This window comes from uncultured Butyricimonas sp., assembly GCF_959596855.1.
In the GTDB taxonomy this organism is placed as follows: domain Bacteria; phylum Bacteroidota; class Bacteroidia; order Bacteroidales; family Marinifilaceae; genus Butyricimonas; species Butyricimonas muris.
On record NZ_CAUFYA010000013.1, the window covers coordinates 14,228 to 36,376 of the forward strand.

Genomic DNA, 22,149 nt, shown 5'->3' on the forward strand with positions numbered 1-22,149 from the left:
TCCTTGCTATAATTAATCCTCCTTTTATTATTTATTTTCATTGTAGATAGCGTTCAACTGCATCTCTACCTCTTTATTTATCATCTCTGCAAACTCTTCCGTCGACATCGCTCCCTTGTCACCTTCACCCTGACGGCGCACGGAAACTTTATTTTCGTTCATTTCCTGCTCCCCGACAATCAACATGTAAGGAATCTTTTTCAACTCGTTATCACGTATCTTCCGACCTATCTTCTCGTTACGGTCGTCTAAAACGGTGCGAATGTCGGAATTATTTAAGAAATTTACAACTTTTTCCGCGTAATCGTTATATTTTTCGCTAATCGGAAGCACTACAACCTGATCCGGGGTCAACCACAAGGGGAATTTACCACCCGTGTGCTCGATCAAAACCGCCACGAAACGCTCCATACTTCCGAACGGCGCGCGGTGGATCATCACCGGACGATGCTTCTGGTTATCGGCACCCGTGTATTCCAAATCGAAACGTTCCGGCAGGTTGTAATCCACTTGAATCGTACCCAATTGCCATTTCCGACCGATAGCGTCTTTCACCATGAAGTCCAACTTCGGACCGTAGAACGCGGCTTCACCCAATTCCACGGTAGTTGTCAGACCTTTCTCGGCAGCAGCCTCGATGATGGCAGTTTCCGCCTTCTCCCAGTTCTCGTCCGAACCGATATATTTCTCCTTGTTATTCGGGTCTCTCAACGATACCTGCGCCGTGAAATTCTCGAAATCCAACGCTTTGAAAATCGTGAATATAATATCAATCACTTTCTTGAACTCCTCCTTCAATTGATCGGGCGTACAGAACAAGTGAGCGTCATCTTGAGTAAAACCGCGTACCCTTGTCAACCCGTGCAATTCACCACTCTGCTCGTAACGATACACCGTACCGAACTCGGCAAAACGCACCGGAAGATCCTTGTACGAGCGGGGCTTAAACTTGTATATCTCGCAATGATGCGGGCAGTTCATCGGTTTCAACATGAACTCCTCGCCTTCTTGCGGCGTGGTGATCACTTGGAAACTATCCTTCCCGTACTTCTGGAAATGCCCGGAAGTCTTGTACAAGTTCACGTTACCGATATGCGGGGTAATTACCTGCTCGTAACCGTATTTCTTCTGTACCTTTCTCAAGAAAGCCTCCAAACGGTCGCGCAACATGGCGCCTTTCGGCAACCACATGGGTAATCCCGAACCCACGGCTTGAGAGAACATGAACAATTCCATCTCCTTGCCTATCTTGCGGTGGTCACGCTTCTTCGCCTCCTCCATCAACACGATCCACTCGTCCAACATCTTCTGCTTCGGGAAAGTGATACCGTAGATACGGGTCAGCATCTTCTTGTGCTCGTCCCCTCTCCAGTATGCCCCGGCAACGGATGTCAACTTGATCGCTTTGATATAGGATGTATCCGGCAAGTGCGGTCCGCGACACAAGTCCGTGAAATCACCCTGACGGTAATACGTGATCGTACCGTCTTCCAAATCATTGATTAACTCAACTTTATATGTTTCGTCGAGGGATGAAAAATGATTCAACGCCTCTTGCTTGCTAACGTCTATCCTGCAATACTCCTCGTTTTTCCTTGCCAACTCCAACATTTTCTTTTCAATCTCCACTAAATCTTTCTCTTGGATGGCAACACCTTCTCCGGGATCCACGTCATAGTAGAAACCATTCTCGATAGCCGGTCCTATACCGAACTTGATATTCGGGTAAAGAGCCTGCAAAGCTTCTGCCATAAGGTGTGCAGACGAGTGCCAGAAAGCATGGCGTCCCTCTTCGTCGTCCCATGTATACAGCTTAATCTCGGCGTCTGTCGTTATCCCCCGCGTCAAGTCCCACGTGACTCCATTGACGGATATCGACAACACTTCCTTAGCCAGCTTATGGCTAATCGACTTAGCTATGTCCATGCCGGTAACCCCGGACTCGAACTCTTTTACATTCCCATCGGGAAATTTAATCTTTACCATTCTGCTTTCTTTTAGTTATTACTAATTGTAATTTACAAGTTGCAAAAGTACGAAAAAACATCGGAAAAACAACACACGAGTAATAGATTCGATCAGATTTAATCGACTACATTTAAGAAAAATACAAAACTCTTACAACTTCTCAATCTCTTCCATCGACAAGTTCGTACTTTTAACGATAACCTCAATCGGAACTCCCAAGGCTTTCAGGTTTCGGGCTATTTCCATTTTACTCTCTTCTATTCCTTCTGCCCTACCCTTTTTTACAGCCGTTTTCATCACGCTATACCAGTCCCTAAAAACTTTTAAACTATCCTCGTATTCAAATAGTTCCTGTTGGGAAAACCCGGCAATTTCCGCCGCTTTGAAAAGACGTTCGAAAACACGTTCCTGCAATGCCGCCGGACGCTCCATGAGTCCGGAAAGATTCCGCAAAACAAACATCCACTTGTCAAACATCGTTTCCAGCTCCGACTCGGCCTTGTTGAACTTGGGCATTTCCAAGTAAATGAAAGTAAGCTTGTCATAGAATACTTCTTTTGTGCGGGTATCCAGTAATTTTACTTCATGATGGTAATAACCGTCCTTCTCGTCGAAAGTAAAATTAAGGATTCCAATGGTGTAAACCGCTTTTAACTCGTAATCCCAGTTTTTCCCTTTTACCGCCTGTTCCCGAATGGGAAAAGTTGAATAAAACAAACTTCTATCTTTGAAAAACTGCTGCTCTCCCTTTTGCATTTCCACGAGAAATTTCTCGCCCTGTTCATTCTCGCAATACACGTCGAACACGGCACGCCGGTCAATCTCTTGAGTACCGAGGTGTTCCGTATTCAGATAAGTAACATCCTTCACCATCTGTTCCCCGTGCAACAAAGCATTCAGGAAACTGATCAACAAATCTTTGTTCATGTCCGTACCGAACAATTTTTTGAACCCGAAATCCGTGTAAGGATTGATATACCGTTCTTGTAAACCTTCGCTTCCCATGGGCTTTATATTGTTTATTACTCAAACAAAGATAATACAAACTTACAAGAATCATATCTATATTTCGTATTCGAATAAAAAAAAGTACACCTCTCCACGTGACCGAATCACGTGGAGAGCAAGAACACAACAGGCAAGCACTTGCCAACATCTTTTCGAAGCAGATATTATCAGGTTTACAACCCAACACTTCCTCGCCTATCCCTTCGTGACTTTTCTAGATTTTTCTGCTCGTTTATCCTATTTATCTCTTCCCACAACTCAACAGGATCCTTCAACTCTCTTGCCTGATTAACCTCGTAGTTCTCATAAAGCCTCTTGAAATCACAACGATACCCGAACAAATCGTAAGGTGGCACACGCGGGGTTCCCACGCCCAATAGCTTAATCTTGAACCCTTGCATCTCTTTTTCCACTTGCTCTACCTCCTCGAAAGTCAATCCCGGGGCAGAAGCCAACAGAAAACGAATAATCTCGTGCACGCATCCCGTCGAATCAATAATACAAACTATCGTGAAACTCTGTCCCCTCAACTCAGCCATACGCTCTTTTGAAAAAACTTTCTTGAAAACTTTTTCATCAATCGTCCCTTCTTCCATAAATGTTATCCTTCTCCCTTTCCTACAATCCATCACACCAGCAAAATCGAACTTATTTTTAACATTCATCAAACAATCTCGCCCCTCCATCACCCGGTAAGATTCGTTCACTAATGTCACAATTGCACTATCCCTTGACAATGTGTCCAACACACTCCCAATCGTCCGACTTTGACTCACACCTTTCTGTGCAAAAAACAAACAAAAAACGACACCTAAAAACAAAAAAATCTTCATAACATAAAATGATTTAAAGTGATATATAAAATAAACTATAAAAAATCATCATTCTAATCGATATTAATTCCTCCATTCACCACTAAATGTAAATTGAAGTAATTGAGGAACATCGTGTAATAGCCTCCAATTTTACTTTCTATGAAAAGGTTTTCATGAATAAGTTTCACTTGATACGTATTTTTATCACCTCCTCTCTTGTTATTTAATAAATATTAATAAATGAACGAACAATGCGAAAAAACAGGGTACAAGAATTCACATTTTATTGGAAAACCCAACAAAAAAGCATACTTTTAACCTGTTACAAAAAATCAAGAAGAATGAAAACAATCTACACCATACTCGCGGCATTTCTATGTATTTCAATGATATCATGCGAACAAAAACATACCATTACCGGGTATATCAAGGGAATCGGTAATGATACGATTTACGGAATACACACGAGCCTGCACCCGGATTCGATCAATCGTTACCGGGGAGATACCGAATTACCAAGTTTTAAGACTGTTGCCAAAAACGGGAAATTCACGATCGACTTACCCCTTAACGACTTACAGATGATTCAGCTTATTCCCGGCAAGGGACAAGTTCTTTACCCGGATGGCAACACCTATTGGGCTTCATCCAAAACAATAGATCTCTATATCACACCGAACGAACAAATAAATATTTCAGGTGAATTTTTTCCCGATTATTTATCTTATTCCATATCCGGTTCAGAACTAAATTCACAATTAGCCGAGTACAAAAAAACATACATTCACCTGCTTGTTGAAAACACGAAATGTGATATGGTTTTAGACTCGCTTTTCAAGGAAGATGCCCCACAAACAGAGAAAAATAAAATATACAATCGCTACAAGAAAATCGGGAACGAAATACAAGCACTTAAATATAACTACATAAAACAACACCCCGACAGGGAGGCTTCCGCCATTTACCTTAGCAGCATGGACACGGATAGTGTACCACCTTTATACAACAGCTTGAACCCGAAAATCCGCGACGGAAAATTAAAAAATCGACTTAATCATATCGTGTCATTCTCGACACAGCAAATACAGACCCAACAACGACATAAAGAACTTACGACAGGGAGCATCGCCCCGGATTTCCTTCTCCCCGATACAAACGGGAATCAAATCTCGTTATCTTCCTTCAAGGACAAATACATTATACTTGATTTTTGGGGAAGTTGGTGCGGCTATTGCATCGCCGAATTTCCACATTTAAAGAATTATTACAGGAAATATCACACTTTATTTGAATTCGTGGGAGTATGCTGCAACGACACGAGAGAAAAATGGCTACAAGCCATCAAGAAAAACGATTTACCATGGAAAAATCTATTTTGTTCCCCAGAAATGACAATCACACGAGATTACGGGATTCTCGCCTACCCGTCCCAAGTCATAATCTCCCCGGACAAAAAAATCATTTACATCGGTTCAGGCGTGAATCCGAAATTTTATCAAACACTTGACGAGTTAGCCCGTTCTGCGCATTCCAATATTTAAACACCCCACGACAGCCCGTAAACCTATACCATAGGACGGCTATTAGGCGACTGTTGCCTGACTGTTAGGCGGCATCGCCTACACTTCGCCTACTTATCGCCCACTCTTAGCCCACGTTTTTGCAAAAAATACGCTTATTTAACACACTTGAAAAACATGTCTTCCCATTCTTTTACCCCCCAAACAAACAGCAAACAACATCCACCGGTAGAGATTATCCCCGGCAAAACCCTTGTGACACACCTAACCAAAAAAGATTGAACCTATTCCTGCCCGTGTAATTTATTGAACAGGATTGCCAGATTCGTGTAAATAGTACTATTCTGGACAGCTATATGCGAAGGTACTTTAATGCGCGCAGGGGTAAAATTCCAAATGGCTTTGATTCCCCATGCCACCATTAAATCGGCTACCGCTTGCGCGCAATCTGCCGGAACCGTGATGATTCCGATGGCCACGTTACATTCGGTGGGCATACCGCGGAACTGATCGATATGAAATATCTCCACGTCATTGATTTTCGTGCCGATTTTCGATTTATCCACGTCGAAAGCCTTTTGGATATTCAGACCGAAGTTTCTCAATCCCTTATCTTGCAACAAGGCTCCTCCTAACGAACCGGCTCCCACGAGAAAAGCGTTATTCATCTTATTGAACCCGAGAAAATCATCAAGGATTTCCACGAAATTGTCCACCTCGTACCCCACCCGAGTCTTACCGGATATCCCGGTATGTGATAGATCTTTCGTCACTTGCGTGGCATCAATTTCCATGTATTCGGCTATTCTTGTCGATGACACGTACTTCTCTCCCTGCTTCTGCAAGGTTTTCACGAATGAAAGATAAGCAGGCATCCGCCTGAGTACCGGAACCGGAACTATTTTACTATCGTTAGCCATATATCGTCAATAATTTCGCTGCAAATTTATATCTTTTCATCGAAAACGATGTAAATAATCTGCATTATTTATTTTTCACCCCCACTTGGCAACTCACTCTTCCCCTTGTCGACAACCATTTTGCTCTCCCCGTTAAAAGTCGCTCCCGCCTCAACAATCATCGTGCGTGTGGTTATCGTTCCCTTGATTTTCGAGTCTTTTCTCAACACGATAGAGCCTGTCGAAACGATGTCCCCTTCAACTTGCCCGTAAATATCTATACTCGGGGAATTTACCCCTCCGGTCACTTTGGAGGCAGGACCCAAAACCAAACGACCATTGGTCTGCACCGTACCAACGAGCGTGCCGTCAATCCGTATATCTTTCGTCGTCCGGATATCACCTTCCACAACGATACCTTCACTCAAAAGATTCAAGATGGTCTGTACTTCTTTTCCCATATATTCTTTCTCTTAATAAATCATACTACTATCAACACGATATTTTCAGGACTGAAAGTTAGTAAAAATAAATCAAAATACTTCAACCAAACCATGTAACTATTTAAAAACAAATATTATAAAACAACACATATTTACCAAGAAACATCTAAAAAGAGTGATACCCGCACGATGTCCACCAATTAGACGAGAAACAACAAATCGTTTTGCAAGATGATACCCTCATCATATTTTTACTACTTTTGCCCGTTCAATAACGAGAACTTGTTTTAATACAGAGGATATATGAATTACAATGAAACTTTAGAATGGCTGTTCGCCCAACTTCCCATGTATCAACGCGAGGGAAAAGCCGCGTACAAAGCCAATCTGGATAACACGTTAAAACTGGACGAGCATTTCGGTGCGCCGCATCACCGGTTCAAAACGATACACGTGGGCGGAACCAACGGGAAAGGTTCCGTGTCACACATGCTCGCTTCTATTTTACAAACAGCGGGATACAAGACCGGATTATATACCTCCCCTCATTTGAAGGATTTCCGCGAACGAATCAAGATTAACGGGGAAATGATGCCGGAACAATACGTGATTGACTTCGTGGAAGAGAACAAAACTCTTTTCACGGGTATCAAACCGTCATTTTTCGAAATGACGGTAGCCATGGCATTCAAGTATTTCGCCGATCAACAAGTGGACATCGCCGTGATAGAGGTCGGGTTGGGCGGACGGCTCGATTCCACGAATATCATCACGCCTCTGGCTTCCGTGATCACGAATATTTCATTCGACCACATGGCACTTCTGGGAGATACACTGGAAAAGATCGCCCGCGAGAAAGCGGGAATCATCAAGCCAAACGTTCCGGCAATCGTCGGCACGAGGGATGCCGATACCGATTTCGTGTTTATCGGGAGAGCCAAAGAGTGCGGTACGACGCTTGAATTTGCTTCCGACAACTGGAACGCGGAGCGCACCCCGGGCAACACTTACAATCTAAAAAACAAGCAAGGCATCACGTTCGACAACCTGCATCCGGATCTGAAAGGATTGTACCAACGCAAAAACATCCCCGCAGTTTTGGAAACGGTATTGAGTCTACGGGCGCAAGGGATAAACATTTCGGATCAACATATATATAACGGTATAGCGAACACGATTCGTTACACGGGATTACTCGGGCGTTGGCAGGAATTATCCCGTGCCCCTTACACGGTTTGCGACACGGGACACAATATCGACGGGTTGACGGAAATCGCGGCTCAACTGGAAACGTGCAAGTACGAACGCCTCCATTTCGTCATGGGCATGGTGAACGACAAAGACGTGGATAGCGTATTGCATATCTTACCGAAAGACGCGATCTACTATTTCTGTAAAGCGTCTATCCCCCGGGCAATGGATGAGCATGTATTGGCGGGAAAAGCGGCAGCCCACCATTTACACGGTAAAACGTACCCGACCGTCGCGGAAGCATACGCGGCAGCGAAAGCCGCTGCCACTCCCGATGACATGATCTATATCGGGGGAAGTACATTCGTGGTAGCTGAAGTTATCTGACATCACCGGAAAAGCCCCTCTCGAACAAAGCGAAGAACCTCGTGCAAGCTACAGCGGACAAGAGATTTTTCGCCCCGTTCAAGAAGGACTTTTCCGGTAATCTCGAAATAGAAATTCCTAAAAATCAAACGCTACCCAAAGATTTGATACCTTGTAACTTCTCTTTGTTTATCAATACAATATCTCCATTCTTGACTTTATGCTTCTTTATCGGATAGCCTTCGGGGGTAAAAACAGCATCAACTTCAATCATTTGATTTAATTGACTTGCAGATACACCTAAACAATAGCGAATAACGGAGGATAATTTAAGTTCAAATTCAAAACCGGTTTGAATCTTGAATACTACCGATTCATCTCCCGCGTTCAGTATATCATTTATCGAAATATTATCATGCTCTATCTCGTATTCAACACTATTGTAATCAAATTTTACATTGTTTTTCCGTGCCGTTTCGAGCGAGAAAGCATATTCCCAAGCTATATCTTCATCATTGTCCGAAAACTTGGTGAACAAATCTTTTCTTATCAGTTCGGGTTTTGTACGTGACAATATCGTCAAATTATATGTACTGTCACATTCCATACACCTGTAAATCAGCCATACATCAATGTTCTTTTTTTGCGCGTTCATTCTGAATTTGTTGCTGCAATAAAATTTATTACAATTACATCGGTTACATTTTCTTTCTAAAGCGGGAGTGTTTTTAATCTTTATTTCCCATGTATACTCTGTTCTCATGCTCTATACTGTACCTAATATTCTTTGAAAGTCTTGTTATGATTCACGACATCGCGCTACAACACGCGTCCCATGCCCTTCAAAAGAGCAATGCCATGAATAAAAATGAAATAGAAAACCTTTTCAAGTAGAATTACTCGAACGAAAGAATTATTAGCCCGCGGTTTACAGGGCTAAATATTAAACCAGTATAAATCTAAGAATTGTTCTCAAAATGTGGATACTTATAATTTCGAGGTAAAGATAACTGTTTTTTTGAAAACGGTCTTTTCTTCAATAATTATTTGTAACAAATAAACTTAAAAAATTAAATTCTCTATTTTTCCCATTTTCCTATCCCGCGGGTATTACATTTACGTCCTCAAAGTCGGGAGTATCGTGCGACTTGGTTGTATTTATAATAAATGACTATGGAATAAATATTATAATGAAGGAAACAGAAGTTGAATCGCTCCATCATGGTAATCATGAAGCTTTTGAAAATGTGTTTATTACATGTTTCCCAAAAGTCAAATCATTCATTCGCGGCATTATCAGATCGGAAGCAGACGCGGAAGATTTAGCGCAAGACGTATTTATTAAGTTGTGGGTGAACCGGACAACCTTAAATCCGGAGAAACCTCTCGGTCCATATCTTTACACGATGGCAAGAAATTCAGCTTTGAATTTTCTGAAACACAAGCTGATTGAAGACACGTTTATAGACAGCTTCAGCAATTTCAATCCCGTAACAGACAGTTCGGATGAAATCCTATTCGCGAAAGAAATTCAGCTTTTGATAGAAATGACGATTTGCAAAATGCCTGTTCAAAGAAAAAGAATTTATCAAATGAGCCGGGACAACAGGCTTTCCAATAACGAGATCGCACAAGAACTGAATATTTCAAAGAAAACGGTTGAGAACCAACTAAGTCTGGCTTTACAGGAAATCCGGCAGGTTATATCAAGCTTCTTGATATTCTTTCTTTAGCAAGAAAAATACATTTCCGGTCGGGAGCGATACACTACTTGGTTGTATTAATCATGTAAACAACAACAAAAGAAAAATGTTATGAAAGCACGAATAGCAATATCAATAATTATGATTCTTGCATCTGCCTCCCCGGGATTCACCCAAACGGTGGAAAAAAAAGAAAAAATAAACACCCCGACAAAGTTAGGATCGACACGCCCATCAAGTATTAAACCGGAATATTCATACCGGAAGCCACTTCCTTTTCTCTACTCTTATCCCGCCATGACAAGAAGCACACCGACACGGACAGACGTCTACCGTTCCCAACAGAATCCCGTTTACAGGCAATTATCTTTCGCGGGAAACAGGAAACAGATGTTCTACCCCGGAATGGGCAAGTATATTTCTATACACGGGGCTATACGCTGGCAACCGACACAAAAACTGTTTATAGAAACGGGAGGATTATTCAGCAAACAATTTTATTATTCAGCATCCTTGTTTTGGCAGAATATCACGGGGGTAAACGGGAAGATACAATACACTCCGGCAAACCGCATCCGGTTAAATATCCGGGGACAGTACATTTTCGCGAGGGCTCCTTCCCTACACTCTGTTTACAATTCGCTGTTTCCTCACACGGGCACAGGGGCATCCCTATCCATTAACGTGAAAAAGGACACGGACATAAGTGTCGGGGCAGAATATCAATTTGACAATAAATCACAGAAATGGAAAGTGGAAACCTCCGGACGCGTTTCTATCGGTTTTTAATGATATAATAATACACCTATGAAAAAGAATTATATCTATCGGGTACTCGATCAGTTCTTTAGCGACTCGTATCTCCCCGCGACAGAAATAAAAATACAAAAATGGATCATCGACGACCGCCGGGCTGCCGAGAAAGATCAGGCTTTACGAACAATTTGGGACAAATTGTCGGCGACTGCGGACGCCGGCACGTACCAGTCTCTCGCTCGGGTAAACGCCGCGATTCAACGCATTGAAAATAAAAAAAGACGTCCAATAACCACACGTGCATGGATGAAATATGCCGCTGTCATAGTTCCGGCACTTCTGCTGTTGGGCGGTTACCTCTACATGACTCAAGAGGTAAAAATGATCACCGTCTTCACTTCCAACAACGAACAAAGGGAATGTACCCTACCGGACGGAACGACGATTCTGCTCAACTCGGGAAGTAGAATCACTTATCCTTCCAAGTTCAAAGATACAACACGCATGGTCACGCTGGACGGGGAAGCATATTTTTCCGTCACCAAAAACCCCACGAAACCATTTATCGTGCAAACCGGTTCGTTACTCGTGAAAGTACTCGGAACGAAGTTTAATATTTCCGCTTATCCAAGAAACGACAGAGCTATAGCGACACTCGACAGCGGAAGCATACAAGTGAAAATAAAACAAGAGGAAAACGACAGCGGGTATATTCTTCGCCCCAATCAACAAATCATTTATAGCAAAATAGACCGATCCGTGCAGGTCAATATTGCCACGGAAAAAAACACAGGTTGGAAAGACGGGTTATTGATATTCCGGAACACCACGTTCAATGATATCACTAGTGCGCTGCAACGCCGATTTGACGTATCCATCGAATATGACAAACAAGATTTCCCCAATGCCTCGTACACGGTGAAGTTCGTTCACCACGAAAGCCTCACGGAGATTTTAGATATATTACAGGACGTCACAGGCGATTTCCGGTACACGATACAAAACAATAAAGTCACACTAATAAAAAAATAATATGCTCTCGTTCAAAATAATCGGTTTATTCTCCATCTTGTTCATCTCAATTATATCGTACGCTCAAGACACCCGAATCACCATCACGGGACAGAACATCTCGATAAAACAAACCTTCGAACAAATTGAAGCCCAAAGCAAATACACGGTTGCTTATAGTCAAGCCAAACTGGACGACCGGAAGAAAATCACGGTTGATATAAAAAACACGGGAATTCAAAAAGTACTTGAACAAATTCTAAAAAACACGGGACTCACGTACAAAATAAAAGGATGGCATATCATTATCGTCCCTCTTTCTCCCGTCCCCCGGAAAGATATCCCCGGACAGACGATAAAAGGCGTGGTTAAAGACGCAGCATCGGGAGCGCCCGTTCCGAACGCGAACGTGATATTATGCCATGTCAATCCACCGGTAGGGACGACAACGGACAGTCTCGGGAATTTTCGTTTCAAGAATATACCCGTCGGCAGATATGATATTCAAGTTTCTTGTCTAGGCTACGAGCCTGTCATGATAAAAGAAATATTACTGACTTCCGCGAAGGAAGTGTATCGTGAGATTTTTCTGTCGGAAAACACGCAAGATTTGGAAGAAGTCGTGGTAAGAGCCAGCATAAACAAGGAACACACGTTGAATCCCATGGCTCTCGCCGGGGGACGCATGATCAGCGTGGAGGAAGCCAATCGTTACGCGGGCGGACTGGACGATCCTGCCCGTCTGGCAACATCATTTGCCGGAGTAGCCCGCGCTCCCGGAAGCAACGCTATCGCCATCCGGGGCAATTCACCTCAGTTTCTGCAATGGAAACTGGAAGGAGTGGAAATCCCGAACCCGACACACTTCGCAGACATGGCAGGCATCGGGGGAGGTCTGTTTTCGGGATTGAGCAGTCAAGTCATGGGCAATTCCGATTTCTTCAACGGGGCTTTCCCCGCAGAATACAACAACGCACTTTCTGGCGTCTTCGATATGTCCGTCAAGAACGGGAATAACGAGCAACACGAACATGCCGTTCAAATCGGATTCTTAGGACTGGATATCGCTTCCGAAGGTCCGATAAACAAGAAATCAGGAAGTTCTTATATCTTTAATTACCGTTTCTTTTCAACCGCGTTGATGGGAGGACTTGCAGCTAACACGGGTATCAATTTTCAAGATTTGACCTTCAAACTGAATTTCCCGACACGCGGGGTTGGTACATTTTCCGTTTGGGGCATCGGTCTGCTTGACATGAATAAAGTCGACGCGGAGGAAAACCGCTCCAAATGGGAAACATACGACGACAGGCAAAAAATAAAGATGACAATGACAAAAGGAGCCGGGGGAATTACACACAGGTATGCCCCGGGTAACGATGCTTACTTCAAGACTTCGTTAGCCGCTACTTACTCGGACAACCATCCGCGGGTAAAACAACTGACCTCCCGGGATGCCTTAACTTATTTCCCTGTTGTAAACATGAAAAGCGCGAATCTGGATATCGTCTTTAATTCTTACTTCAATAAGAAATATAGTTCCGGACACACGAACCGCACCGGTATTACCGTTACCGGACTATTATACGACTTGAATTTCAATTTATCCCCCAATTTCGGGTTAAACAAACCCATGGAAAGAATCGTGAAAGGCAAAGGCGAAGCTATGGTAATATCGGTATACAGTAATTCCATTCTCAAACTCACGGATAAGCTGACAACCAACGTGGGCATAAACGCACAAATGTTCACGTTAAGTTCGAAATGGACGATAGAACCCCGCCTCGCTTTTAAATGGGATTTCAACTCGAAACAGGCATTATCAGTCGCTTACGGGTTACATTCCCGTCGTGAAAAACTGGATTACTATTTTGTACAGACACCACAAACGGGAGATGATAAAGTAAATAAGGAATTGGATTTCGCCAAGGCTCATCATTTCGTGTTGACTTACGATTGGGGAATATCTGAAAATATTCACTTGAAAATAGAACCTTACTACCAAGCGTTATTCGACGTGCCGGTTGAGCCGGAAACATCCTTTTCGATCATCAATCACGATTCCTATTACATGGACAGGCAGCTCGTGAACAAGGGTAAAGGACATAATTACGGGGTGGATATCACGTTGGAACGTTACCTGAATAAAGGCTACTATTACCTGTTCACAGGGTCTGTCTTTAAATCGGAATATCTCGGCGGGGATCACGTGTGGCGGAATACACGACTTGACCGGGGATATATATTTAATGCTCTGGGAGGTAAAGAATGGATGGTTGGGCAAAAACAAGAAAATATATTTAACTTGAACTTTCGTATGTCTTATCAAGGCGGCGACCGTTACACCCCGGTTGACGAAACGAAATCTTTAGCCGAAAAAGATATCACTTATGACGAAACACGAGCATTCAGCCGGCAATTCGCCCCCGCCTTTACCGTAGATTTAGGGATTAGTTACAAGTTAAATAAAAAACACGTGTCCCATGAAATCGGCCTTCAGTTATTGAATTTAACCGGGTACACGGGACAACACGGGCTCCAGTATAACGAACCGAAGAATATGATAGAGAAAAAAAGAGTAAGCGATATATTGCCGAATTTGAGTTACAAAATCCTGTTTTAAACACCCTCCCCCGCCCGATGATATATTTCAATAGATGTTTTGATACATTTAAAAGGGACTTATCGTTACCGACAAGCCCCTTTTCTATCACGAAAAATCAAACTATAAACTATTTTTTCTTCTTGTCTGCCTTTTCATCCAAGGCCTTAAATACCGCTATCACGTTGTTGGCATCTTTCAGAGTCAGCTTGTCGTTTTTGATCACGAAACTCTTTGTATCTTCCAACACCTTGAAGAACGAAGCCTCGATATCCATATCCGGGCAGGCCATCTTCGTCGCCCCCATCCCGCTAAACGCCAATTCCGACTCGTTCAAATCGTAAGTCCCGAAAAAACGATTGCAACCCGCTTTCCCGGAAACCTTTTTATCGGTGGCGTCAAGAGTAAAGAATACCTCGCTCTGCGCCTCCTTGAATTTAATTTCTTTTCCGTTCAAGCTTTCCGCCACCCACTTCACTCCGGTCAGAGAAACGCTTTCCTTAGCGGATTTACACGAAATCGCCAGAACTGTTATAAAGCAACAAACTATCATACCTTTCATAACTCGATCACTATTTTGGATAATATCATATTAATCATTTTCACACTAATCTCAACAAATACTATGCCAAATAGGAATATACCAATCCGATACTCAAAGCTAAAAAAAGCATTCTATTGCAAGAATTAACCTTTGAATTACTGAATAAATTCAATAATTGATTATATATTTGCACGTATTTTTAAAACACCATTTTTATGCGTGGAAGAGAAATAATTATCTACATATCAAAAATATAATAAAACAATGTCCAAGGTGATAAAACTGAAAAAAGGCCTTGATATCAAGTTGAAAGGAGAAGCGGAAAACGTGGTAAAAAACGTGGAGAAATGCAATCTCTATGCAGTAAAACCGACAGATTTCCGGTTACTTACTCCTAAACTTGCAGTAAAGGTAGGCGACCAAGTGAAGGCGGGCGATGTATTGTTTATTAATAAATACCGACCCGAAGTCAAATTCACGGCACCCATCAGCGGTACTATCGAAGCCGTCAACAGAGGTGAAAGAAGAAAACTACTGGAAGTTGTCGTCAAAGCGGATGATCAAATCCAATACCGGGATTTCGGGAGTGCCGACGCGAACCAACTTTCCAGAAAAGAAATCATCGAAAAGTTGCTCGACAGTGGTGTTTGGCCTATGATCAAACAACGCCCGTACGACATCATCGCTAACCCGGAAGATATGCCGAAAGCGATATTCGTATCGGGATTTGATTCCGCACCGCTTGCACCGGATTATGACGTAACCCTCGCGGATGAGCTTCCCGCGCTTCAAGCCGGAATCGATTGCTTAAAGAAATTGTGCGAGAAAAACGTGAATCTCAATTTGAGAGAAGGGACTCCTTCCACCTCTATTTTCACGAAACTGAAAAACGTGGACGTGAATTATTTCTCCGGACCGCACCCGGCAGGTAATGTAGGGATACAAATTCACCATTTGAACCCGATCAACAAAGGGGATATCGTGTGGGTGGTAAACGCCATGGATCTTGCCATCATCGGACGGGTATTCACTACCGGTAAATTCGATGCCCGCAAAGTGATCGCCATTGCCGGTTCAGAGGTGGAGAAACCCGCTTACTACAAGACGATCATGGGAGCCCAAATTAAGTGCCTCGTGAAAGGCAATTTGAAAAATCAAGTACACCAACGTATTATATCCGGAAACGTGCTCACGGGTTATAAAACCGACGAGGACAATTATCTCGGGTACTATAATAATATGGTAACGGTTATCCCGGAAGGCGATAATTATGAATTTTTGGGCTGGGCTATGCCGGGCTTCAACAAATTCTCGCTCTCCAAAACCTTCCCGTCATTCTTGTGCCCGAACAAGAAGTATTCGCTGAACGCGAACTATAACGGGGAAGAACGGGCTTTCGTGGTTACCGGACAATACGAGAAAGTCCTTCCCATGGACATTCTGCCCGTGTACTTGCTGAAAGCAGTTTTGGCCGAAGACCTTGATAAGATGGAACAACTCGGCATGTACGAGATTGCACCGGAAGACATGGCTTTGTGTGAATTCGTTTGTACCTCCAAGACTCCCGTTCAAGAGATTCTGGAAAAAGGTATAGAGTTAATGATTAGAGAACTGAATTAATTGACGATTGCAGATGGACGATTTAAGATTCGCTTGGCGACAATAAATCGTAAATCATAAATCACAAATCATAAATTATAAAGATGAATTTCTTACGCAAATATTTAGACAAGCAGAAACCAAAATTCGAAAAGGGAGGCAAGCTGGAAAAGCTTCATTCCGTTTTCACCGGTTTCGAGTCTTTCCTTTTCGTGCCTAATCGCACGACAAGTTCAGGGTGTAACATCAGGGACGGTATCGATTTGAAAAGAACCATGATCATCGTGGTACTGGCACTGGTTCCCGCCTTGTTGTTCGGTATTTACAACGTGGGGTACCAACACTTCAAAGCCTTGGGAGTAGAATCCGGACTTTTCGAAATGTTCTTCTACGGGTTATGGAAAGTATTGCCCATGATCATCGTTTCCTACGTGGTAGGACTGGCGATAGAATTTACCGCCGCGCAAATCAGAGGACACGAGATCAACGAGGGATTCCTCGTGTCGGGATTATTAATCCCGATGGTGATGCCGGTCAACGCACCCCTCTGGATGGTGGGAGTATCTACCGCCTTCGCCGTGATTATCGGTAAAGAGATTTTCGGTGGTACCGGTATGAATATCTGGAATCCCGCTTTATTAGCCCGTGCATTCTTCTTCTTCTCCTACCCTTCCATGATTTCGGGGGACAAGGTTTGGATTGCCGGAATGCCCGACGGATTCTCACAAGCTACCCCGCTGGCCGAAGCCTCTCAAGGCTTACCGGCGACCTATGACATGGCATCCATGTTCTGGGGATTGATTCCCGGTTCTATCGGTGAAACCTCCACATTCTGCATTTTACTGGGAGCAATCTTATTGATCGCGACAGGTATCGGCAGCTGGAAGATTATGCTTTCCACCTTTATCGGGGGATACTGTATGGCGTTGTTATTAAACTACACGTTACCGGAAACGAACCCGTACGCCGCAATCACCCCGATCGCGCACCTCATCATGGGTGGATTCGCGTTCGGAGCCGTGTTCATGGCAACCGACCCCGTGACTTCCGCTCAAACGGAAAAAGGAAAATGGATATACGGATTTATCCTCGGTGTGATGGCCATCCTGATTCGTACGCTGAACCCCGGTTACCCGGAAGGTATGATGCTCGCTATCCTGTTGATGAACACCTTTGCCCCGCTTATCGACTGGTTCGTGGTTCAAGGAAACATCAAACGCAGACTTAAAAGAGCCAAACAATTTCAGATTTAAGATTTCATGATTTCAGATTACAAAACATTCATAAATCATAAATCGTAAATCACTAAATCTTTAAAGAGATGAACAAACAAGGAAATACATATACCTTTATCTATTCCATCGTTTTGGTTGTCGTGGTGGCGGCTATACTGGCCGTGGTATCTCTTTCACTAAAACCACTGCAAGATGAGAATATAGAGAACGAGAAAAGACAGAATATACTGAGCTCGGTGAATATCAGTTCAACCCCGGAAACGTCAAAAGAGTTGTTCGATAAAATTATCAAAAGACAATTCATTCTGAATTACAAGGGAGAGGCCATCGAGGGAAATGCTTTTGAAGTTGACATTCCCGTGGAAGGAAAAAAACTTCAGAAAGCCATCAAGAATAGTCCGGAACTGCAAAAAGCGTTGAAAGACGGACGCATGATTACCGAAGTAATAAAAGACGATAAAGCATTGGCGGATATCAAATTCCCGGTATTTGTCGCGGATGTTGACGGAGCAATCAAATACATACTTCCGGTTTACGGGGCAGGACTTTGGGGTCCGGTATGGGGATATCTCTCCTTGAACGAGGACAAGAACACGGTTTACGGCGTGCTGTTCGACCACAAGGGAGAAACTCCCGGGTTAGGAGCCGAAATCACCCAACCGTTCTTTAAAGAGCAATTCAAGAGCAAGACGATCTTCGACAACTCAACCCTAAAAGCAATTACCGTGAAAAAAGGCGGAAACGCTACCGGTGCCCACGAAGTAGACGGTATTTCGGGAGGAACAATCACGTCGAAAGCCGTTGAAACGATGATTGCCGATTATCTAAAATGTTACGAACAATTCTTAAAACAAATACAGTAATGAGCGATAAAGAAACATTATTTTCAGCCAAGAACCGGGGATTATTACTCGGTCCGTTGAACAAGGATAACCCGGTACTCGTGCAAGTGTTGGGTATATGTTCTGCTCTCGCCGTGACGGCAAAATTGGAACCCGCCATCGTGATGGCTCTTTCGGTAACGGCAGTGACAGCTTTCTCTAACGTGATTCTTTCGCTATTGAGAAATACAATTCCTACCCGTATCCGTATCATCGTGCAATTGGTTGTGGTTGCCGCACTGGTAATCATCGTAGACCAAGTATTGAAAGCATTCGCTTACGAAGTTAGTAAACAACTATCCGTATTCGTCGGCTTGATCATCACGAACTGTATTATCATGGGACGTATCGAGGCTTTCGCGTTGGCAAACAAACCGTGGCCTTCTCTGCTTGACGGTATCGGTAACGGTTTGGGGTACGGTCTGGTACTTGTAATCGTGGGTTTCTTCCGCGAATTACTGGGTTCCGGAACTCTGTTCGGTTTTAAAGTTATCCCCCAGATATTTTACGATTGGGGATACCAAAACAACGGGTTGATGATCCTCCCCCCGATGGCTTTGATACTGGTAGGATTGATCATTTGGGTTCAACGCTCAAAGAACAAAGAGTTGATAGAACAGAAATAGTGAACTTAAAAGAAAAAATAGAATATGGAAAATCTATTAAATATATTTGTCCGGTCTGTATTTATCGATAACATGATCTTCGCCTACTTCTTGGGTATGTGTTCATACCTTGCTGTATCGAAGACCGTGAAAACATCGTTCGGATTGGGTATTGCCGTTGTATTCGTGCTATTGATTACCGTTCCGGTAAACTACCTGCTCGATAATTTCGTGTTACAAAAAGGAGCTTTAGCGTGGTTATTGGGAGAACAAGCTGCCGCTAACATAGACTTGAGCTTCTTGAGTTTCATCATGTTTATCGCGGTCATCGCCGCTATCGTGCAATTGGTTGAAATGGTCGTGGAGAAATTCACTCCCGCGCTTTACAACCAATTGGGTATCTTCCTCCCGTTGATCGCGGTGAACTGTGCCATCATGGGTGCTTCCTTGTTCATGCAAGAGAGAGGATACGCGAATATCGGTGAAGCCACGGCATTCGGTTTAGGTTCAGGTATCGGTTGGTTGCTCGCTATCGTGGGTATCGCCGCCATACGCGAGAAACTGAAATATTCCAACATCCCCGCCCCACTTAGAGGTATCGGTATTACCTTTATCGTGACCGGATTGATGGCTATTTCATTCATGAGTTTCTTGGGTATTAACCTGTAGTAATTTTAAATTGTAAATTTTAAATTGTAAATTTCAAGACTTACAATTTAAAATTTAAAATCAATAAATCTAAAATTAGTAAGATGATTTTATTAGCAATAAATACAACAATTGTCCTGTCGGGGATCGTGGTGTTTCTTATCGTGACACTGCTTCTCGTGGGTATGCTTTTGTTCGCGAAAGCTAAACTTACCCCCAAGGGAGAAGTGAAAGTCAGCATCAACCAAGGCGAAAAAGAATTAGTTACCGAGCCCGGCTCCACGCTTCTTGCCACACTTGGGAACAACAAGATATTCCTTCCCTCCGCTTGTGGTGGAAAAGGTTCTTGCGGTATGTGCCGTTGTCAGGTAGAATCAGGCGCGGGGTCTATACTCCCGACCGAAACAGGGTTCTTCTCGTACAAACAACAGCACGATAACTGGCGTCTGGCTTGTCAGGTAAAAGTGAAGGAAAACATCGAGATGAGCGTTCCGGAAGAAGTACTCGGTATCAAGAAATGGGAATGTGAAGTGGTTTCCAATAGAAATATTTCCACATTCTTGAAAGAATTTGTGGTAAAATTACCGGAAGGCGAAAACTTGAAATTCAAATCGGGTGGATATATACAAATTGACGTACCCGCCCTTGACGTGGATTTCAAAGACATGGATATTGACGAGAAATACAAGGCTGACTGGGAACGTATGAAGATGTTCGATCTGAAAATGCATAACCCGGAACCGACTTACCGCGCGTATTCCATGGCTAACTCTCCGGCAGAAGGCAACATTATCATGTTGAATATCCGTATTGCGACTCCCCCGTTTGATAAAGCTATCGGCGGATTTGCCAACGTGAACCCCGGTATCTGTTCTTCTTTTATCTTCACGCGTAAACCGGGAGATAAAGTAAACATTTCCGGCCCTTACGGGGAATTCTTCCTGAGAGATACCAACAACGAGATGATGTTCATCGGTGGTGGTGCCGGTATGGCTCCGATGCGTTCGCATATCTTCAACTTGTTCCACACGATGCACACGGATCGTAAAGTAAGTTTCTTCTACGGTGCCCGTGCCCTGCAAGAGGCTCCCTACGTGGATGAATTCAACAAGATTCAAGCAGAGAACCCGAACTTCCATTGGACGCTGGCTCTGGATAAACCGGACCCCGTGGCTGATGCAGCCGGAGTAGCTTACACGCCGGGATTCGTGCATCAGGTAATCTATGAAACCTACTTGAAAAACCACGAGAACCCGGAAGACATCGAGTATTATCTCTGCGGTCCCCCGATGATGATCGCGGCCGTAACCAAAATGTTGTACGATTTGGGTGTACCCGATGAAAACGTGATGTACGACAACTTCGGAGGATAAACCAAATTCCTTCAATCATAAAAAGAAAAACAGACCAGAATGTAAAGAGTCCGGTCTGTTTTTCTTTTCCCCTCTCCCACGCTTATCTCCCGCTCTTCTCCGTATATCATGGCGACCAAGTCCTGACTAGGTTCTGAGTAAGTCCTGACTAACTCCTGTCTATACAGGACTTGGTCAGGACTTAGTCAATAGGTAGTCAGAAGATAAGAGCCGACAAACACGGGGAAAAGAAAGAAAGATCACGTGTGCCAAAACTCTATTTCTAAAGAAACTCCTCCGTCTGCTTCGCAGCCACCTCCTCTATAAACAGAGGATGAGTTAAAATACAGTCTTAAACACAAGAAAAGCAACCTGCAATTCGCCGAAGGCGACTATAAACAATCACTAATTTCTCATTTTGCTCAAATTCACCCCGTACAGGATTATAAATAATAAAGCGAAAAAGCCGGATACGATCATTGAAGCCATAACTACCATATTCCAGCCGGAATACATAGGCAATACAAACAATTGCGCTATTTGAGCGAAAGCATACAAATAGAATCCGGTTCTTTTCAAGTTAAACATCAAAATAGCCCCGCTCAAACTCATTAAAGCGAACAAGGTCAATAATGAATAAATCGGAATCGCATGTTTAATCGTGGTCTGCAACATTTCAATGGAAGATCCCATGAAAGAAGACATCCACGAAGGAGCTCCTTCTGTACCTGTCATTGTTGTTATCTGTTGGATCTGCGCCACTATCGCTTCGGGAGAAAACGCAACCAAACTGAATAAGTTGGATACCGTTCCCCAACCACTACCAATAAAAGTTAAAATACAAAGTACTGTCAGAAAGGTCGGTCTTACCGGTTTTTCTGTTTCAAAAGGATTTTCCATAGCAAGTCATTTTTTTATACAACAACAAACATAAATAAAATTTTGAAAATTAAAAAGCGGGAGGACGAAAAAAAGTCGGGAAATACTTTGCTTAGACGAACGA

General features: G+C 43.3%; 20 protein-coding genes. 12 read left to right on the forward strand and 8 right to left on the reverse strand.

What is annotated here, in order from left to right:
* Positions 1–27: 27 nt before the first annotated feature.
* From thrS to Q5866_RS07740, 3 genes are all read right to left on the reverse strand, one after another.
* A complete protein-coding gene (gene thrS, locus Q5866_RS07730; RefSeq protein ID WP_303179765.1) occupies positions 28–1,986 on the reverse strand; it encodes a threonine--tRNA ligase in 1,959 nt (652 codons plus the stop codon).
* Between the two features lie 132 nt (positions 1,987–2,118).
* A complete protein-coding gene (locus tag Q5866_RS07735) occupies positions 2,119–2,973 on the reverse strand; it encodes an Rpn family recombination-promoting nuclease/putative transposase (RefSeq protein WP_303179766.1) in 855 nt (284 codons plus the stop codon).
* 176 nt (positions 2,974–3,149) lie between these two features.
* On the reverse strand, positions 3,150–3,809 hold the full coding sequence (locus tag Q5866_RS07740; protein WP_303179767.1) for a hypothetical protein: 660 nt from the start codon (positions 3,807–3,809) through the stop codon (positions 3,150–3,152).
* A 323-nt stretch (positions 3,810–4,132) separates the two neighbouring features.
* Here Q5866_RS07740 and Q5866_RS07745 point away from each other — a divergent pair, with 323 nt between their 5' ends.
* On the forward strand, positions 4,133–5,332 hold the full coding sequence (locus Q5866_RS07745) for a TlpA disulfide reductase family protein (RefSeq protein ID WP_303179768.1): 1,200 nt from the start codon (positions 4,133–4,135) through the stop codon (positions 5,330–5,332).
* A 263-nt stretch (positions 5,333–5,595) separates the two neighbouring features.
* On the opposite strand, the gene Q5866_RS07750 is transcribed toward Q5866_RS07745, so the two are convergent.
* Together Q5866_RS07750 and Q5866_RS07755 are read right to left on the reverse strand one after the other, a co-directional pair.
* Positions 5,596–6,231 (reverse strand): redox-sensing transcriptional repressor Rex, encoded by a 636-nt coding sequence (locus Q5866_RS07750; protein ID WP_099292265.1) that lies wholly within the window; start codon positions 6,229–6,231, stop codon positions 5,596–5,598.
* Positions 6,232–6,299: 68 nt separating this feature from the next.
* Positions 6,300–6,671: a polymer-forming cytoskeletal protein gene (locus Q5866_RS07755; RefSeq protein ID WP_099292264.1), complete on the reverse strand. Its 372-nt coding sequence runs from the start codon at positions 6,669–6,671 to the stop codon at positions 6,300–6,302.
* A gap of 285 nt (positions 6,672–6,956) precedes the next feature.
* Between Q5866_RS07755 and Q5866_RS07760 the strand changes: the two genes are divergently transcribed.
* On the forward strand, positions 6,957–8,231 hold the full coding sequence (locus Q5866_RS07760) for a folylpolyglutamate synthase/dihydrofolate synthase family protein (RefSeq protein WP_303179769.1): 1,275 nt from the start codon (positions 6,957–6,959) through the stop codon (positions 8,229–8,231).
* Between the two features lie 124 nt (positions 8,232–8,355).
* Here the strand turns inward: Q5866_RS07760 and Q5866_RS07765 are convergent, their stop codons facing one another.
* The gene (locus Q5866_RS07765) at positions 8,356–8,973 is read right to left on the reverse strand and encodes a DUF1062 domain-containing protein (protein ID WP_099292262.1); all 618 of its coding nucleotides are present in this window, start codon (positions 8,971–8,973) and stop codon (positions 8,356–8,358) included.
* A gap of 427 nt (positions 8,974–9,400) precedes the next feature.
* Between Q5866_RS07765 and Q5866_RS07770 the strand changes: the two genes are divergently transcribed.
* The 4 genes from Q5866_RS07770 to Q5866_RS07785 all read left to right on the forward strand — a co-directional run bounded on the left by Q5866_RS07770 (position 9,401) and on the right by Q5866_RS07785 (position 14,303).
* Positions 9,401–9,943 (forward strand): RNA polymerase sigma-70 factor, encoded by a 543-nt coding sequence (locus Q5866_RS07770; protein WP_099292261.1) that lies wholly within the window; start codon positions 9,401–9,403, stop codon positions 9,941–9,943.
* 81 nt (positions 9,944–10,024) lie between these two features.
* Positions 10,025–10,702 carry a hypothetical protein gene (locus Q5866_RS07775; protein WP_303179770.1) on the forward strand — a complete coding sequence of 226 codons (678 nt, stop codon included), beginning with the start codon at positions 10,025–10,027 and terminating at the stop codon, positions 10,700–10,702.
* A gap of 18 nt (positions 10,703–10,720) precedes the next feature.
* Positions 10,721–11,701: a FecR family protein gene (locus Q5866_RS07780; RefSeq protein ID WP_099292259.1), complete on the forward strand. Its 981-nt coding sequence runs from the start codon at positions 10,721–10,723 to the stop codon at positions 11,699–11,701.
* A 1-nt stretch (position 11,702) separates the two neighbouring features.
* Positions 11,703–14,303, forward strand: coding sequence for a carboxypeptidase-like regulatory domain-containing protein (locus Q5866_RS07785; protein ID WP_303179771.1), 2,601 nt, complete (start codon positions 11,703–11,705; stop codon positions 14,301–14,303).
* Between the two features lie 109 nt (positions 14,304–14,412).
* Here the strand turns inward: Q5866_RS07785 and Q5866_RS07790 are convergent, their stop codons facing one another.
* Positions 14,413–14,844 carry an META domain-containing protein gene (locus tag Q5866_RS07790; protein ID WP_227214597.1) on the reverse strand — a complete coding sequence of 144 codons (432 nt, stop codon included), beginning with the start codon at positions 14,842–14,844 and terminating at the stop codon, positions 14,413–14,415.
* Between the two features lie 246 nt (positions 14,845–15,090).
* Between Q5866_RS07790 and Q5866_RS07795 the strand changes: the two genes are divergently transcribed.
* From Q5866_RS07795 to nqrF, 6 genes are all read left to right on the forward strand, one after another.
* Positions 15,091–16,446, forward strand: coding sequence for a Na(+)-translocating NADH-quinone reductase subunit A (locus Q5866_RS07795; RefSeq protein WP_303179772.1), 1,356 nt, complete (start codon positions 15,091–15,093; stop codon positions 16,444–16,446).
* Positions 16,447–16,529: 83 nt separating this feature from the next.
* Positions 16,530–17,678, forward strand: coding sequence for an NADH:ubiquinone reductase (Na(+)-transporting) subunit B (locus tag Q5866_RS07800; RefSeq protein ID WP_099292255.1), 1,149 nt, complete (start codon positions 16,530–16,532; stop codon positions 17,676–17,678).
* A gap of 68 nt (positions 17,679–17,746) precedes the next feature.
* Positions 17,747–18,523: an NADH:ubiquinone reductase (Na(+)-transporting) subunit C gene (nqrC, locus tag Q5866_RS07805; protein ID WP_186975257.1), complete on the forward strand. Its 777-nt coding sequence runs from the start codon at positions 17,747–17,749 to the stop codon at positions 18,521–18,523.
* Positions 18,523–19,167 (forward strand): NADH:ubiquinone reductase (Na(+)-transporting) subunit D, encoded by a 645-nt coding sequence (locus Q5866_RS07810; RefSeq protein ID WP_303179773.1) that lies wholly within the window; start codon positions 18,523–18,525, stop codon positions 19,165–19,167. Before nqrC ends, Q5866_RS07810 begins: the two co-directional genes overlap by 1 nt.
* A 24-nt stretch (positions 19,168–19,191) precedes the next feature.
* Positions 19,192–19,815, forward strand: a complete 624-nt coding sequence (gene nqrE, locus Q5866_RS07815; protein WP_099292252.1) for an NADH:ubiquinone reductase (Na(+)-transporting) subunit E — start codon at positions 19,192–19,194, stop codon at positions 19,813–19,815.
* 83 nt (positions 19,816–19,898) lie between these two features.
* A complete protein-coding gene (nqrF, locus tag Q5866_RS07820; RefSeq protein WP_099292251.1) occupies positions 19,899–21,167 on the forward strand; it encodes an NADH:ubiquinone reductase (Na(+)-transporting) subunit F in 1,269 nt (422 codons plus the stop codon).
* Positions 21,168–21,551: 384 nt separating this feature from the next.
* Here nqrF and Q5866_RS07825 read toward each other — a convergent pair whose 3' ends face one another.
* Positions 21,552–22,046, reverse strand: coding sequence for a hypothetical protein (locus Q5866_RS07825; protein ID WP_099292248.1), 495 nt, complete (start codon positions 22,044–22,046; stop codon positions 21,552–21,554).
* Positions 22,047–22,149: the final 103 nt, after the last annotated feature.